Genomic DNA, 14,667 nt, shown 5'->3' with positions numbered 1-14,667 from the left:
AGGTGCGGGGTAAGGTGCATGACTCAGGCCTTCTCGAGTTTCTTCTTCTGACGGCGCACCCGGGCGTCCTCGAACTCCTCGGCAGCAACATCGAGCGGGACCGAAAGCCAGTCGGGTGTGTCGAAGATGTTATCCACGATCTCGCAGCCCTCCTGCATCGCCCAGGCCTCGGAGAAATGGGCGTCAGTCAGGCTGCTATCCTCGTCGAGCAACGCACATTCGATCGCATTGACGATCGTCTCGACCGCACGCCCGAAACGCTGCCGACTACCCCTGATGAGCCGACTGGCGAGGTCGTCCGAGACTTTCGGCGCGAGCCCCGCGGCTTCGCAATAGCTGCCGATCAGGCTCTCCAGCCCTTCCTCGTCTGCGCCCATCTCGAGGGCGCGAGGCACGATCTTGGTGAAGCGGCGCGACACCTGCGGATCGAGGTTTGCCATTTGCGCCAACTGCTGGGTGCCGCTGAGCACAAGGACGACGCCGTTCTCGCCCTGCATGATTGACTTCAACATGCGGATCGCGTTCTCGGTTTCCTGGATCGACTTCGCGAGGATCAGGTCCTGGGCCTCGTCGAGCCAGAGAACGACGATGCCCAGCAGCTTCAGCCTGTGGCGCACCATGTCCCAGATTTCCCAGACCGGGGTCTTCTCCTTGACGCCGCTCATGCCCGTCGCGTCCAGAATGGCGAGACCAACGCTCTTGAGGGTTGCTGGGCTCGGCACCTGGATCTGAAGGTACCGAGGCATCTGGGTGTCCGGGTTGATACCCAGCGCCGCGGTCCCTTCGAGGACGCGGCGGATCGCGGTCGTCTTGCCGCCACCGGACGGCTCGATGACGAGGACGCCGCGGGTTTCCAGGTCCGCTGTATACTTGGCCGGAACACAACTCGGATTCCCAGTGCCGTCATCCTCCACGATGAGAATACGGTTCAGCTGTTTCCGGAAATCCCGGTCGCGTTCCGTTTCGACGTGAAAGCCACGGAGTTCCTGCACGACTTTCGAGGGGTTGAGGGTGATGGTCATCAGTTCTTGTCCTTGTTCTGGAGAAAGTTGGTGTTGAATTTCATCCGCGGCATGCGCGTGTCTTGAAGGTTGGTCCGGGGCTTGGAGGGCGAAGGCTTTTGTGACGCTTTTCCCGATTTGCGCTTGGGAAGCGTTTCCGCAGCTTCGATGGGCTTGGCCGCACCAATCGCGAGGCGGCTCTGCGGAGCATTTTGCGGCAGTTTCGTCTCCTCTGCCCTGGGCGAGATCACACGGCCACAGCCAATGCCGGCGGGTTGGGTTGTCGACTTCCCGCCCACGTGAAATCCAGCGAAGAGCGATGTTTCGATATTCCTGATGTTCTTCTCGGTCAGGGTGGTATCGACGAGATTTCGAGTGAGGGACTGCTTCGCGACCAGGGCCTCGATGTCATCGAGAGCCTTGAAGACGGTTTCCTCATCCCAATGCCTACGGCTGGCAGAGCGCGCCCGAAGAGCGCGGCGGGCCCGCAACCAGGTGTGCGCGTCGACCCCTTCGAAACGGTCATGGACGGCGGGGACCTCATACCAATTCCCATCGACGAACACTTCGATCGCTCCGAGGTTGGCCTGGTCCCAGCGGACGTCGAGTGCTCGTGCCCCCGTCATCGCGTAATGGGCTGCCAGTGCCTCGGAATGGTAGTTCACCCCCATGACCGTGACGCCCGTCTTGCGCAGGTTGCGTTGCAGCCTCGTTCCGAATGCAAGGCGCATGGTCCGGGTGTCGGGAAAGCCGCGCGCCGGAAAGTTTCCGTCTTCCATATCCGCCTCCCACTGTTCGAGAGGGGTGCGCCCACCGAGCCCTTCGTGGGGCGTGTTATGGTAGATGTCGACGATGTAGCGCACGAGCGCATAGGCTTGAGCGTCAGTATCGAGGCACGCCCGCTTTTCCGAGGGATGGTCTCCACGCTCCGCGACGCTACCGAAGGTACGACCACTGAGCCGTTCCATAAGCTGACCATTGATGGTACCGAAAGCGCGCTCAATGATTCCGCGCATCGAGGGCATCCCGGCGATGGTCCGGGTCAGGCTGATCCCGAGATCCATGCAGGTGCTGTTGAACAACCACGCCTTGAACGCGGCGCCGTTGTCGGTGACCAGGTTCTCGGGAACACCTGCCTGTGACCATGGGGTAAGGGCACCAACGGCATCCGCCCACTCGCCCTTGTCGGTCAACACCATGCGAAGGCACTCCAGCGCCGAACTGGTTTTGGGATCGCGAGTGAGTTTCATTCCGAGGAAGACACGTGTCCGGCAATCGATTGCCGCCACAAGCCACCATCTGCCTTTGCTACCATCGAGCCCAAAGGCTTCGAGGAGTTGAGGGCTCAGGATTCCCTTCAGCCCGGTGCTGGCAAAGAGGCCCATTAGATCGATCTTGCATTCGTCCATCTCGACGCGTTGGAGGGGACGCTCGACCTGCAATCCCGTGCTGACCGGGCGCAGCGATTTGATGGCCTCCTCGCGGCCATAGCGGGCGATCATCACCGTCAGTTTGTCGATCTTATTGATATGTGCTCGCACGGCGTCGCGCCCCGGGGTCCGGAGGCTACTCAGCCCATCCACTTTGCGCTGAGCGTTCTCCTTCTTGAACACCCGCTTGACGTCTTCGGTGGTTGCCTTGATCGATTTGCGTTCAAGCGTGAGATAGCTTTCCCGGATCGTCTGGGTGAGCAGGGCCAGTTCTTCCGGACGAAAGTAGCTGCTGAAATTCCCCGATCTCGTGAGGCGGTCTGCCAGCCCCGCGATGCCCTTCGTGTCGTAGGCTTTGACCATTTTTCGGATGGTCGAGGGATTGGGGACGTCGATTGCCTCAGAGACCTTGTTTCCGCGCGCACGACGTGCCTTTTCGCCGTTTCGGGCGGCATCGTGCTGTCGCATCTCCCGTTCCAAGGCGTGGTCCTGGAAGTAGGATTGCGCCCGCCGGCGGATCTCGTCGAGATGGGCCCTCAGATCATCGTCGTTGTTGCGAATGCCCATCTCCGAGATCATGTCCTTGACCGCTTGCACGAGGGCATGCCGGGTCTTGAGGCGTTTGAGGGCGTCGGGCGGGAGTTCCGCGAGAAGGAGCTCGACGTTTCCGTCGAGGGTCACCTTTTTCTGGTCGTCTGGCAGGTAGTATCCCACCTCATGCTTGATCTTACCCGCGGCGCTCAGCCTCGCGAGGTTAGACATCGCGAATTGCTCCGCCAGCTCCTCACCCTCGGCAGGTCGCAGAACAACGTTGGGACCCGATTTTCCGATAAGGCGGTAAGCCTTTCCTTCGATCGTGAGTCGATCATGGGCATCGATGCGGAATCCCGACTTGACGGGTGTCGGCGACTGGAATTCCTGAATTCCGGTAAAAGCGTTCATCTTGGTTATCCTTTCAGGCGTTGGACGTTTGGTGAGGGCCGCTCGCCTTTGCGAGTTCCCGGCGAAGATTGAAGGCGGCTCGCTCGAGGATCCGTTCCCTGCTCTCCTCCAGGTTCTCGAGGCTGACTTCGCCTTCCTGGATGAGGCCGATGACCGCCTCCAACACGGCGCGCTCCGAATAGAGTGTCTCCAGGTAGGCGCGTGTAGCTTTCGCGATGGAGCCTTCGGCAAAGCTTTCGTAAGGGCCTTCCGACCGTTCTTGCGCTTCCTGCTGGTATCGACCTGCCGAGTTGGCACTGATTTCGGCGGGCGTGGCGTCGCCCCGCCGCCTTGCGTTGGGGTTTTCGAACCGATCACGCGGCTGCCGGGGGAAAGCCTTGGCCCCACTTGCCGCGCCGGGCCGAGCCAGGAAGAATTGTTTGTTGGTATGGGTGTTCATTGTGTCATGCCTTTCCAGATGACGAGGGTGGAGGGAGTGATGCGATCCCGGGCGAATAGTGCGAGTTCGCCGGAGCGGATAAGCCTCAGAAGCGCGCGATAACCGCGCTCCTTGAGGTCGAGCTTGATAGTGAGGTCACGAAGGCTGACGGCGCCCCGGAAGCCTGACGCGATCTCGCGCGCTATGGCGTCGGCCTGGGGGTCTGTGTCGCGGAGCGAGGTCAGGAGTTCAGCGTTGTGCAGCGCCGTCCGGTCGATGTCTGCCTCCGTTAGGAGTTGCACCGCATCGGCGAACTTCTTGCGTTGGACCCAGTAGGCGACAAGCTGCATCTCTTCGAGGAAGCGCCCGGAAGAGAGCCGCACTTCAGGCTTGACCGTGTAGGCAATCCGAGCACCGCCTTGGTAGGTCGCCAGGATGTCGAAGTTGTGCTCCCACTCATCTCTGTAGCCAAAGCGGAACTTGGCCTGCTCCCTCAGCGCAATGATGCCGGGTTGCACCTGCAGCAGTCTTTGGTGGCAAAGTTCGAGATAGGATTCCGCATGAGCGTGGTTTCCGGGACCATCCCCGATTAGCGTGAGCGCGGTGCAGTGCTCCTTTGACGAGAGCCCAATTTCGCGTTCTGCTAAGGAAGGAGCGGGCAATACTCTACCCTCCGAAAAAATCGGCATTTCAAGACCTCTTCGCATGAGGAGACCGTTTGCCGGGAAGGCTCCCGACACTGCCCAAAGGCACCGGTCACGATGTTTAGGTTTCGTGGAAGGAGGCGCGCCCGATCAGGCCGACTGCCTTCCTGTGGCGGAAAACTCAGTCCCGCCGGCTTTCATCAGGTCGAACGGCCCATGGCTCGTTGGTTCCTTCTTCATCCCGATGTGGCGCGCCGTGTTACCGGTTGTGGTCTCTCGGCGTCGTCACCATCGATATTGGTCACTTTGAGTTCAGACGAAGAAGTTTTCCCCGCCGAGCCCGGCTTTTCTGAAGCCCGCTTGCGGCTTCGAAGACGAAGATTGCCTTTCGCCGCGCCTCCAGCAAGCGCCGATTTCAGGCCAAATAAATCTTCAGAAAATGTTTTGGCGCGAAGACGAATGAACCAATGGGGCTTCCAAGCAAAAAGGCATACCATTGATAATATTGCATATTTTTGAAAACACGGGTTCCTGGGCTTTGGGGCCGTTCATCCGCACTCTGGAGCCGTGACTTCGAAGAACCCAAAATGGCCGGGATGGGTGTTGCGTGTTCGCAACCAAGGACAGCGGTAGGCGAAAAGAGAGAGAGGTGGATTTCTCAACTGGAGCCGCCGAAGTGATTCCTCGCTGAGATATCGGCCCTGTGAGCGTCCCGCCGGTATCTGATATATGTGATAGCATCATTCACGAATAACTACTATTGCCATACTCGCTCAGGGCGGCTAAACACGCTCATGCGTGATGCACGAATGAGGTGATTTGCCATGGCCGGGATTTCGAAAGACTACGAGGCACTCTGCCGTCAGGAGGGGGCAATCTGCTTCGGATCGAAAGGAACCGGAAACATTGTCTGCTGCTTTTTTAAGGCCGGCTTTGCGGTTGCAGCGAGCTCACCGTCCGACCATCGAAACTACTTGAATGTCCGCAGCGCGATCAGGCGCCTGCACCGCTGAGCGAAAGGACCGGGACAGATGAAAACCAGCGAACACATGAGTGCGGAAGAACGCCGCGACACCTGGGTTAACCTGTTTGCCGTCAGCGATGGCAGCCACACGTGGGACTTTGCCCAGTGGTATGCCGAACTTCTGTACAACGCCTTGGAATATGTCGAAGGCTTGGTCGGGGCCGAACATGCCGCTCAACCCCTGCTCGATCTCGCAGCGCCTGTTGCCGAAAGTGGAGGCGAAGGTGGCGCGGATTGGCGCGAGGTGCTTGAGGACGTCATGTCCGCAGGAATGGTCTGGCCCATGTCTGAGCGGATCAATCATGCCGGTCTGTATGGCCTTTATGGCGTGACACCCGAGGCTGTGCCCCAGCATGAGAGAGCCGACTGGATCGCAGACATGGTGGCCACCGTTTCTGCATTCGCCGAACGGTCCGACGTGCGCGCCTTGGGTGATGGCAACAATGCGATCCTCCGCATTGCCAACATGGCTTCTTCGCGCCACGCGCTCGACACCGGCACGGGTGAGGTCGATATTCGCTCCATGGCGACACTTGGCGGCGTGTCGGAAGGTCGGGTACGCAACCTGCTGGCTGGTAGCGAGCCGACGCTGGAACGAGGACCACACGGAGGCGTGTCCGCCATGAGCGCTCTGGCCTGGCTGCAGAAGCGACAAGACTTCCTTGCCTCGATCTGGATGGAACAAGAAGGCTCCGATATCGCCGAAACCACCCGACACATCGACCCCGAGCGCATGATCTTCGTCCCTGTCGCACGTGATGGATCGACGTTTCATCCCGGCCTCAGACGAGGCGGCAGCTACCAGATTGGGGCCAAAGGTGAAGAACAGCATTTCGACGGTTTCGACGAGGCGCTTGCCGCATTGAACGCAATGCCGATCCCGCGCTGGCGGCGCCCGAACGAACATGGCAACTGGGGTATCGTCTCGGGGGTTGCGTGGCAACGCGTCGAGCGCAGCGGCGCCGCACAGTAACTATTGAAAGGCCTCACCTATGCGTTTCACTCCTGAAGCCCTGTTGGACGCCCTCCTGTCCGCCGAACCACGCCTGACAACCGAGGCGCCCCGGGACTGCCGCGGACTATACGGACTGATCGATCATGAAGGCCTTCTGCGCTACATCGGCTCGACCAGTTCCGCCAACGAAACCCTGCACAAGCGCATACATCAACGCCATCGCACTGGCTCGGAGAATACCAGCCACTACTTTTCGCACATGTACAACACCGGTCGAATGTGGCGTGACCGGGACGACGCGACGACAAAGTCGGATGGCGACATCGCCAAACGTCTGCGCAACGAATTCATCTCGGATCACTGCCGTGCCGTCTGGGTGGCGCTCTCCGATGATCGGAACATTGCTGCCCTCGAAGCCGAAGTCTTAGCCATTGCACCGCCTGATGCGATCGCGTGGAACAATCGCGGGATGGCCCCCTACGCCGAACCTGGCGAACTGGTTGACGCCACGCTTCGCCGGCTCGGGCTGAGCGATGCCGAACTCGCCGCGCTCGAGCGGCAGCGCCGCCGCAGCTTGGGTGAGAATATCCACCCTGCCCCGCCGTCGAGCAGACGACCGCCAGTTTCTTCTATGCCAAAGGGGCCATTCCGCTTCATCGCGCTCGATGTTGAGACCGCGAACAACGACCGGGGAAGCATTTGCCAGATCGGTCTCGCCTGTGTGCGCGAAGACAACAGCATCGAAACCTGGATGACCTATGTCGATCCCCAAGTAGATACTTGGCTATGGAGTGGCCTGCACGGGATTACGAAAGACATGGTTCAGGGTGCCCCGACTTTCGCACAGGTCCTGCCTGTCCTGGAGGAGGCTCTTAACGGCCACATCATCTATCAGCATTCCGGATTCGACCGTAGCGCCTTCGCGGCGGCCTGCAGTCATGCAGGTCGGGCAATGCCGCCGTGGGAGTGGCGTGACAGTGTGCGTGTCGCCCGGAACGCCTGGCCGGAATTGAAGGGAAACGGAGGTCATGGGCTGGCCAGCCTCAAGGTCCATCTCGGCCTCGACTTCACCCATCACGACGCTTGCGACGATGCACGAGCCGCCGCCGAGGTCGTCCTGAGGGCGGAGGGTTTCCAGCCTGCGGTGCGAGCGAAGCCTGCAAAGGCACCTGACATCCAGATCGACGAATTCGACGTGCTGGAGGAATTTAGCGACGGCAGCGTGGCCCGCGCTTCCAAGCAAACCAAGAAAACGCCGCAGGAGAGGTATTCCGCAGGCCCTGAACGTCGCCTGGGCATATCAACGGTCACGCAGGGCAACCTCGACAATTCGCATATCTATCTGAGGGAATTTTTCGAGAAGTTCCCAGCCGATGCGATCGGAGGCTCCAACCGCGCGGAAGCTGCCCCGCGGGAGATTTCGGTGGATTGGGGCGGTGAGACAGTCGTCGTGACGGACCTCGACGGCAAGAAGAAGTTCTTTCGCAAGCGAGGCTGGGTACGGTCCTTCTTTGAGCGGAACGGAGTGGCCGCGGGAGATCAGGTGGCTATCGATGAAGTCGCTCCCTACCGATATCGGATCTCCAGGGTAACAAGCTGAATGTCCTATTTGTCCGGCTATCCCCACAGATTTGCCCAAATGATACCCTATCAGCATGCGATCTGACAGGCAGCCCATCGTTCGTAGTAGGTCTTGGTATGCTTACAGCCATCGTGGTCACCGGCGCATTTTTCTACGGTGTGCAGATCTTTTTCCACCTTCCCGTCGGAACCGCAGGCACCCTTTCCCTCGGGGTCTGGGCGGCAACGAGTTGGATGTTTCGTCACTCCTGAGGAGCGCCTTAGACCACTTCCCCAGTGCTGCCCTCGGTGATCGGAATGCTTCCGCGATCGGAGCCACGGTCCCAGCTATCGCACCGCCGACATATGACCGCGTGTTCTGGAGTGGTACTCTCGACGCTTCTTGTGCGGGCGGCTCAAACTCGCCCCCACAGCTGACCTCATGACGACGGAGCGAACGCGAACCACCGGAAACGCGTACCCCAATTGTACGCCTCGCTGGTTGACCACGGTGTTGGGCAGGACATAGTCGGAACGAAACACTCTGCAGGGGACAACGATCAAAATGGCCGAGGATGAACCCAACCTGGTCACTTCGAGCAAAAGCCAAAGGGTCGTCGTCGACGGCTATCCCTTCTCGATCGAGATCTACCGGCTTGAAGCTGACAAGACCTGGACACTCGAGGTCGTCGACCACGAAGGGGCCAGCCATGTCTGGGACGACCAGTTTGGCTCCGATCGGGACGCTCGCGACACCGCAATCCAGACTCTCGAAAGCGAGGGAGCCATTGGCTTCATGCGAGGCGACAACGTTGTGCCATTTCGCAGGGGCTAACCTCTCCGCGGGATCGATACTGCAGTCAATTTGAAGTAGTGCGTTCTGGCTGCCATCTGCAAAATCCTGATTTTCTGTCCCCCAACTTCGCCGGTGACGGATGCCGTCTTTGTTCTGGACTGACGCTGGTTCTGCGCGCGCGTTGCGCGAAGCAGCCGGTGAGTTTGCCGTCGATGGGTGGGCAACCGAAGCGGAGGTCGTAAGGTGGATTGTCGAGCGGTATCCCGAACAGCTACCTGAGCAACATGGATGCGGCAGTTGGCGGCAGGTCGTGCATGAGGCCCGCATCTTCGAGCTTCGATATTTTAGGACGGATGGACGGCGCTCTGCGTGTTATTGTGAGGAGGAGTGTTCTGATAACTCGCATGGAGTGGCGTTTGCAGCGTAGTCGCCTGAAACGACAGAAGGAGGTGATCAAGATGGCCCAGTCTGCAAAACTCTCCGACGTCCTGCTCGAGATGAGCGATCTGAGCGAGGAAGAGAAAAGCTTCTGGCTCGCCATGTTCACAGACGCCATGAAGGTGCCCGGCCCAGGCGAAGAGGCTTTCTTCGCTCAGCGCCAGAAATGTGGTCTCGGGGTCGGTCTCGATGGCGTGGGCCGGCTCGCATACGCCAAGAACAAGCCCACTGGACGACAACCAAGATGACGGTGTTCGCAGGAGAGCGCTGATTAGGTAGCCTCCTGGCTTCGTGGATTGTCAATCGCCACCGAATCTTGCCCCCCTATTGGAGTGCCCCCCTTGGCGGGACGGGAACTGGCTCGATTTGGTGTAGCCTCCACACAGCGCAGCCGCGTCGGGCCGGCGTGGTTTTAACTACTCCCGGGTTTTGAAGCGCCAGCTCTCATTCCCGGTTTCGATAATGTCGCAATGATGGGTCAGTCCCGTCGAGGAGCGCGGTCGTCATGAATAAGGAGATCATCAACGGGGAAAGCTGGGAAAAGCGCAAGTTCATCGACGTGAGCTACGCCGCAGAACATTTCCGACGTCACGAGAGACCTGTCAGCGGAAGAGAAGCAGAACCGGGTGCCACCGGGGACCGAGTTCGCGGTGGCCAGGCTTCGCATCGAGAAGGACGCGCAGTTCTTCGATGTCCCGTCTGATGAAGAGATCGTGGTGACCGGTTCGCCGCAGGAGCTCCTGGAGGAAATCCGAGATCGACATGTCTTGCTCACATCGCCGGATCGTTCCGCGTGCTCCAGCACCCGAAGCTTCCGCCAGTTCTCCCGTTGATCCTCTGTCATTGAAAACACCCTCCCTCTCCAAGCAGGAGATTATCAAAGGTGTCTCGCTGGATGATGTCCCAGCTGATGGTGTAGCTGGCGGCGGGCCTCGCGCTCTGATGCGGGCCGAGCAGGTCAGTCGCGCTGCGCGGCAGGCAGGCTGACCATGACATCATCGCAGACCGGCGCGAGCGTTTCCAGCGTCATGTAACGGCCGCGCTGGACGGTCCATTCCTCGGTCTGCTCCATCAGGATCGCGCCGACCAATCTCCGGATCGAGGCCTCGTTGGGGAAGATCCCGACGACATCGGTCCGCCGCTTGATTTCGCCGTTCAGACGCTCGATCGGATTCGTGCTGTGCAACTTCGCGCGGTGCTGGGCGGGGAAGGTCATGTAGGCCAGCACGTCCTCCTCCGCCGTGTCCATGAGCGTGGCCAATTTCGGCAGCTTGGGACGCATCTGGTCCGCCACCAGCCGCCACTGGGTCTTGGCCGCAGCGTGGTCCGGCTGGGCAAAGGCCGTGGCGATGAAGGCCGAGACCACCCTGCGGCTGCTCTTGCCGGCATGGGCCAGGGCATTGCGCTGGAAATGCACCCGGCAGCGCTGCCACGTGGTCGACAGCACCCGCGCCGTGGCCGCCTTGATGCCCTCATGCGCATCGCTGATCACCAGCTTCACGCCCGAGAGGCCGCGGCGGACAAGATCGCGCAGGAACTCGGTCCAGAAGGGCTCCGCCTCGGAAGCGCCGATCGCCATGCCCAGCACTTCGCGGCGGCCATCGGTGTTCACGCCCACCGCGATCGTCACGGCGACAGACACGATCCGGCCACCCTGGCGGACCTTGAGATAGGTCGCGTCGATCCAGAGGTAGGGCCATTCGCCCTCGATCGGACGGGTGAGAAAGGCATCGACCCGCTCGTCGATTTCCTCGCAGAGCCGGCTGACCTGGCTCTTCGAGATGCCGGTGCCGCCCATGGCCTGCACAAGGTCATCCATCGACCGTGTCGACACGCCATGGACATAGGCTTCCTGAATGACAGCCGTCAGCGCCTTTTCCACCGAGCGCCGGGGCTCGAGAAAGGACGGGAAGTAGGAGCCGGTGTGCAGGCGCGGGATGCGCAGCTCGACACTGCCGGCCCGGGTCTGCCAATCGCGATCTCGATAGCCGTTGCGCTGTGCCAGCCGCTCGGGGTTTTTCTCGCCGTAGTCGGCGCCTGTCTTGGCGCCGACCTCCAGCTCCATCAGACGTTCGGCGGCGAAGCCGATCATCTCACGCAGCAGATCGGCATCTCCGCTCTTCTCCACCAGCGCTCGGAGGTCCATCATCGGTTTGGTCATCGGGTCTATCCCTCGGTTCAGGTTGGCTCAGCAACCCGACCCTACCGAGAAACCCGATGGCCACCGACACCTACACCACCACCCGGGACATCACCCATCGAATGTCTGATGAGGCCTGTCGTGCCCTACTATCAGGTTCAGTCCCCGGACTTCACAGATGGAGCTTTCTGGGCATAGCGGACGGTCGTGCCTGATGCAGCGAACGTCCGCTCTCCGCCCTTCCTGCCCAGCTGTCGCGAACGGCCCTTCGCCGACCTTCATGCCGCCCACAGCGGATGGCCAGAGTCCTCCTGTTGTTTATCATCGCAACCAGCCCAGTATGCAGTATGACCAGCCTCCTTGCTGCCACCAAGAAAGTCCGCTGTTGCGTAACAAGAGAAATTTCGATGTACTGGCTTTGCGCAGACGGGCTGACTATTCATTGCTCGGAAGCGATAATTAGGATTGCGGGACGCATGTGATGGAAGACTACAGTATCCGAGGGATAATCGAATCGGTTGGAAGCGGGCAAATTAGGATTCCAGCATTTCAGAGAGGGTTTGTTTGGGACTCTGAGCGTGTCGCGTATTTGATGGACAGTATTTATAAAGGATATCCCTTTGGGGCATTAATGTTTTGGCGGACAAAAGAGCAGTTAAAGTTTGATCGCCAACTTGGACCTTTCGCCCTTCCAGATCCCAAAGAGGACTATCCAGTTGATTATGTCCTCGACGGACAGCAACGCGTGACGTCAATTTTTGGTGTATTTCAGACTGATTACGAACCTATCCAGGGCGAGCACACCGATTGGATGGATATTTTCTTCGATCTGGGCGCGGATGAAACGGCGCAAGATAACCAGTTCATAGCCCTGAAACCAGATCAGGTCGATCCCGGCCGCCATTTCCCACTAAGAACCCTTTTTGACACCACCGCCTATCGCGCTGCCACTGAGGCACTCGAAGGGGATGCGATAAAGATCGTTGATGACCTTCAAGCGAGGTTCAAAGAAACGAAGATACCAGTTCAGGTAACTAAAACCGAAGAGAAGGAAACGGTCGCGATAATTTTTGAGCGCGTTAATCGCCAAGGCGTCGAGTTAGATACACTTCAACTTCTGTCTGCGTGGACGTGGAGTGAAGATTTCCAACTCGCCGATCAATTTGAGGAACTTTCGGAGGTCTTAGCTCCATTCGGCTTCCAGGGCGTGGGTAGTGATACTGACCTCCTACTGAGGTGCTGTGCAGCGATCCTCACTGGAGACGCATCTCCCTCGGCACTGATGAAGTTGAATGGCGCCGAGGTTAGAAAGAAATTTGATCTAATTAAAAATGGAGTACAGTACGCGGTTGATTACCTGCGAAACCAGTTCTCTGTCCAGAAGCTCGACAATCTCCCCTACGTCACGCAGCTTGTGCCTCTTTCAGTTTTCTTCGCTATTGATGGTGAAAAAGAGGCTTCGGTGAGCGATGCTCAAAGAAAAGTAATAAATCGGTGGTTCTGGCGCTCATCTTTTTCTCGGAGGTATAGTTCTGGAGTTCTAAGAAACTTGAAAGCCGACATTGAGCAAATGAACAATCTCAGAAATGATGCAGATTCAAGTCTTGGAGGCTTCGCAACAAACGTTACTTCAGATTTTTTCCTTCAGCACGTTTTCAGGATAAGCAATGTTAACACTAAGACGTTTCTTCTGTTACTTTCCACGAAATCTCCAAGATCATTTATTTCCGGCCAAAAGGTAGACTTGGCGGACACCCTTAAAAGAGCAAATCGCTCAGAGTTTCATCACATGATGCCGCGGAGTTTTTTGGAAAGGAGTGGCCAGAAAGAGCCAATTGGCGATAGCATTCTTGCAAACTTCTGCTTCCTTTCGCGAGCCGATAATCGCAAGCTCGGAGGTGAAGCGCCCTCGGACTACAAACAGAAGATGCCAACTGACGAAGCGGTTCTGGAGTCAATTTTGACGTCTGCGGTAGCGAATGAGCTACTTTGGGACGATAACTATGAAGCCTTCGTTAAGTCACGCGCCGAGAATCTCGCAGTCATTGCCCGAGATCTTTGCCAACTTTAGATATTGTGGAAAGTGTATAGGCCCTGTCGGAGCTTGTTGAACTGCTGGCGCTTCCTGCGCGATAGCTGAGTTTAGGTCCCATGCAACTTCCGATCCTCGGCACTGGAAACTCCAGCGTTAGCACAAGTGATCTGCGATCATCCGCTCTCCGCCCTTCGTGTCAACGATCTTGCTGCGGTCGCCGCCGTCACGCGCACCAATGCCAGCACTCTAAGGAAGGCGTAACAATCACTCCCAAGCGAAGACTTGGACACCGACCTTGCTATTCCGCCGGAGACCATCGAAGGGGGGGCCGAAATGAGACTTCCAATAGGCTTCCCGCGACTTGCCGCTTTGCGCTTTGGATAGCCTTGGGGCACTACAAGGTATCATTGGGCGGGGCTAAGGCCCGCCCAATGAGCAGCTTATCTGTCCACATTGTCCGTGGTCGACTCGAACTCTTGCATCGCTTCCTTGAGAAGCCATGCAATTGCTGTCAGTTCCGCTCCGTGGCGCGTCGTTTTCCAATGTGCACTGTAGGGGTCCACAGGTCGCGCGCGCATGTAGGCTTCTTCACCCTTCATCTGCTCCAGTTGCATATGACGCTGAACATGCCGGCGCATGTTCTTGCATGCTTTGAAGCACGCGGTTTCGTCGGCGCTGGGGTCGAGCATATCGTGGTAGTGTGACACGCTCGGAGAGAAAATGGGCGCCGCCTTATTGGCTTGGAATCGAATGAGCGTCAGCCATTGAGCCGCCATTCGCGCAAGGGCGTGCCCTCGCCCGGCATCCTTACTCGCGCCAATATTCATCACGCGGCCTCCCGCACATTGGAAAGGCCCGCGAGCCGGAGTGCTTCAAGGGCACGGATGCCTCGGTCCAGAGCTTCAGCGCAGAGTCGGGCCTCGTCCGCCCTCGGATCGTCCGGGTGAATGGCGGTAAAGCGGGCGGCCTCTTCACTCTCGATGTCATCCACGAGTTCGAGATTCAGAAGACGCCGCAGGGCATCAAGCTCCTGACGCCGCGCCGTAATGTCGTGACCCGCCCGCGCACAGGCCACCACGATATGGGCCCGCTTGGACCATTTGTGCCCGCCGAGCAGGGTAGCCGCGGCAATCAGGCTATCGCCCTCCTTCCGAAGCCAGCCCAGGAAGAGGCTGGTCTTGTTCAGATTGCGAAGCAGAGCTTGAAGTTCGGGAGTGTGTTGCATGTTTCACCTCTCTGGTGTGTGCGATCCCACGCTTGGATCGCGTCAAGAAATTCCCGATC

Annotated in this window: 14 protein-coding genes and 1 pseudogene; 6 read left to right on the top strand and 9 right to left on the bottom strand. The window is 58.8% G+C overall.

Going from position 1 to position 14,667, the window contains the following annotated elements; genetic code table 11:
• Nucleotides 1–23: 23 nt before the first annotated feature.
• The 4 genes from ACFOES_RS19005 to ACFOES_RS18990 are packed head-to-tail and all read right to left on the bottom strand — an operon-like array spanning nt 24 to nt 4,480.
• Nucleotides 24–1,022 carry a TniB family NTP-binding protein gene (locus ACFOES_RS19005; protein ID WP_377834954.1) on the bottom strand — a complete coding sequence of 333 codons (999 nt, stop codon included), beginning with the start codon at nt 1,020–1,022 and terminating at the stop codon, nt 24–26.
• The gene (locus ACFOES_RS19000) at nt 1,022–3,373 is read right to left on the bottom strand and encodes a Mu transposase C-terminal domain-containing protein (RefSeq protein ID WP_377834953.1); all 2,352 of its coding nucleotides are present in this window, start codon (nt 3,371–3,373) and stop codon (nt 1,022–1,024) included. The genes ACFOES_RS19005 and ACFOES_RS19000 overlap by 1 nt, the downstream gene beginning before the upstream one ends.
• Before the next feature lie 13 nt (nt 3,374–3,386).
• On the bottom strand, nt 3,387–3,812 hold the full coding sequence (locus ACFOES_RS18995; protein ID WP_377834952.1) for a hypothetical protein: 426 nt from the start codon (nt 3,810–3,812) through the stop codon (nt 3,387–3,389).
• Nucleotides 3,809–4,480, bottom strand: coding sequence for a hypothetical protein (locus ACFOES_RS18990; RefSeq protein ID WP_377834951.1), 672 nt, complete (start codon nt 4,478–4,480; stop codon nt 3,809–3,811). The genes ACFOES_RS18995 and ACFOES_RS18990 overlap by 4 nt, the downstream gene beginning before the upstream one ends.
• A 171-nt stretch (nt 4,481–4,651) precedes the next feature.
• Here ACFOES_RS18990 and ACFOES_RS18985 point away from each other — a divergent pair, with 171 nt between their 5' ends.
• The 5 genes from ACFOES_RS18985 (at nt 4,652) to ACFOES_RS18965 (ending at nt 9,456) form a co-directional block, all read left to right on the top strand.
• Nucleotides 4,652–4,954: a hypothetical protein gene (locus ACFOES_RS18985; RefSeq protein WP_377834950.1), complete on the top strand. Its 303-nt coding sequence runs from the start codon at nt 4,652–4,654 to the stop codon at nt 4,952–4,954.
• 512 nt (nt 4,955–5,466) lie between these two features.
• The gene (locus ACFOES_RS18980; protein ID WP_377834949.1) at nt 5,467–6,432 is read left to right on the top strand and encodes a hypothetical protein; all 966 of its coding nucleotides are present in this window, start codon (nt 5,467–5,469) and stop codon (nt 6,430–6,432) included.
• Between the two features lie 19 nt (nt 6,433–6,451).
• Complete coding sequence (locus ACFOES_RS18975; RefSeq protein WP_377834948.1) at nt 6,452–8,014, top strand: exonuclease domain-containing protein; 1,563 nt, start codon at nt 6,452–6,454, stop codon at nt 8,012–8,014.
• A 525-nt stretch (nt 8,015–8,539) separates the two neighbouring features.
• Nucleotides 8,540–8,809: a hypothetical protein gene (locus tag ACFOES_RS18970; RefSeq protein ID WP_377834947.1), complete on the top strand. Its 270-nt coding sequence runs from the start codon at nt 8,540–8,542 to the stop codon at nt 8,807–8,809.
• A gap of 419 nt (nt 8,810–9,228) precedes the next feature.
• Nucleotides 9,229–9,456: a hypothetical protein gene (locus ACFOES_RS18965; RefSeq protein ID WP_377834946.1), complete on the top strand. Its 228-nt coding sequence runs from the start codon at nt 9,229–9,231 to the stop codon at nt 9,454–9,456.
• Between the two features lie 168 nt (nt 9,457–9,624).
• Here ACFOES_RS18965 and ACFOES_RS18960 read toward each other — a convergent pair.
• From ACFOES_RS18960 to ACFOES_RS18950, 3 genes and pseudogenes are all read right to left on the bottom strand, one after another.
• Nucleotides 9,625–9,715: pseudogene (locus ACFOES_RS18960) on the bottom strand (ATP-binding protein); the annotation flags it as partial.
• A gap of 95 nt (nt 9,716–9,810) precedes the next feature.
• Nucleotides 9,811–9,972: a hypothetical protein gene (locus ACFOES_RS18955; RefSeq protein WP_377834945.1), complete on the bottom strand. Its 162-nt coding sequence runs from the start codon at nt 9,970–9,972 to the stop codon at nt 9,811–9,813.
• A gap of 194 nt (nt 9,973–10,166) precedes the next feature.
• Nucleotides 10,167–11,369 carry an IS256 family transposase gene (locus ACFOES_RS18950; protein WP_377834944.1) on the bottom strand — a complete coding sequence of 401 codons (1,203 nt, stop codon included), beginning with the start codon at nt 11,367–11,369 and terminating at the stop codon, nt 10,167–10,169.
• A 460-nt stretch (nt 11,370–11,829) separates the two neighbouring features.
• On the opposite strand from ACFOES_RS18950, the gene ACFOES_RS18945 reads away from it, so the two are divergent.
• On the top strand, nt 11,830–13,419 hold the full coding sequence (locus tag ACFOES_RS18945; RefSeq protein ID WP_377834943.1) for a GmrSD restriction endonuclease domain-containing protein: 1,590 nt from the start codon (nt 11,830–11,832) through the stop codon (nt 13,417–13,419).
• Nucleotides 13,420–13,823: 404 nt separating this feature from the next.
• Here ACFOES_RS18945 and ACFOES_RS18940 read toward each other — a convergent pair whose 3' ends face one another.
• Both ACFOES_RS18940 and ACFOES_RS18935 read right to left on the bottom strand, forming a co-directional pair.
• The gene (locus ACFOES_RS18940; RefSeq protein ID WP_377834942.1) at nt 13,824–14,210 is read right to left on the bottom strand and encodes a hypothetical protein; all 387 of its coding nucleotides are present in this window, start codon (nt 14,208–14,210) and stop codon (nt 13,824–13,826) included.
• On the bottom strand, nt 14,210–14,608 hold the full coding sequence (locus ACFOES_RS18935) for a hypothetical protein (protein WP_377834941.1): 399 nt from the start codon (nt 14,606–14,608) through the stop codon (nt 14,210–14,212). The genes ACFOES_RS18940 and ACFOES_RS18935 overlap by 1 nt, the downstream gene beginning before the upstream one ends.
• Nucleotides 14,609–14,667 lie beyond the last annotated feature (59 nt).

It is taken from the genome of Acidimangrovimonas pyrenivorans, assembly GCF_042643245.1.
Classification (GTDB): domain Bacteria; phylum Pseudomonadota; class Alphaproteobacteria; order Rhodobacterales; family Rhodobacteraceae; genus Acidimangrovimonas; species Acidimangrovimonas pyrenivorans.
The sequence above is the reverse complement of the archived record's forward strand: the minus strand, read 5'-3'. Positions and strand labels throughout refer to the sequence as shown.

Excerpts from the sequence above, each read along its gene's own strand:
- ACFOES_RS19005 (WP_377834954.1), bottom strand. The coding sequence starts at position 1,022 with ATGACCATCACCCTCAACCCCTCGAAAGTCGTGCAGGAACTCCGTGGC.
- ACFOES_RS19000 (WP_377834953.1), bottom strand. The coding sequence starts at position 3,373 with ATGAACGCTTTTACCGGAATTCAGGAATTCCAGTCGCCGACACCCGTC.
- ACFOES_RS18995 (WP_377834952.1), bottom strand. The coding sequence starts at position 3,812 with ATGAACACCCATACCAACAAACAATTCTTCCTGGCTCGGCCCGGCGCG.
- ACFOES_RS18990 (WP_377834951.1), bottom strand. The coding sequence starts at position 4,480 with ATGCCGATTTTTTCGGAGGGTAGAGTATTGCCCGCTCCTTCCTTAGCA.
- ACFOES_RS18985 (WP_377834950.1), top strand. The coding sequence starts at position 4,652 with ATGGCTCGTTGGTTCCTTCTTCATCCCGATGTGGCGCGCCGTGTTACC.
- ACFOES_RS18980 (WP_377834949.1), top strand. The coding sequence starts at position 5,467 with ATGAAAACCAGCGAACACATGAGTGCGGAAGAACGCCGCGACACCTGG.
- ACFOES_RS18975 (WP_377834948.1), top strand. The coding sequence starts at position 6,452 with ATGCGTTTCACTCCTGAAGCCCTGTTGGACGCCCTCCTGTCCGCCGAA.
- ACFOES_RS18970 (WP_377834947.1), top strand. The coding sequence starts at position 8,540 with ATGGCCGAGGATGAACCCAACCTGGTCACTTCGAGCAAAAGCCAAAGG.
- ACFOES_RS18965 (WP_377834946.1), top strand. The coding sequence starts at position 9,229 with ATGGCCCAGTCTGCAAAACTCTCCGACGTCCTGCTCGAGATGAGCGAT.
- ACFOES_RS18955 (WP_377834945.1), bottom strand. The coding sequence starts at position 9,972 with ATGTCGATCTCGGATTTCCTCCAGGAGCTCCTGCGGCGAACCGGTCAC.
- ACFOES_RS18950 (WP_377834944.1), bottom strand. The coding sequence starts at position 11,369 with ATGACCAAACCGATGATGGACCTCCGAGCGCTGGTGGAGAAGAGCGGA.
- ACFOES_RS18945 (WP_377834943.1), top strand. The coding sequence starts at position 11,830 with ATGGAAGACTACAGTATCCGAGGGATAATCGAATCGGTTGGAAGCGGG.
- ACFOES_RS18940 (WP_377834942.1), bottom strand. The coding sequence starts at position 14,210 with ATGAATATTGGCGCGAGTAAGGATGCCGGGCGAGGGCACGCCCTTGCG.
- ACFOES_RS18935 (WP_377834941.1), bottom strand. The coding sequence starts at position 14,608 with ATGCAACACACTCCCGAACTTCAAGCTCTGCTTCGCAATCTGAACAAG.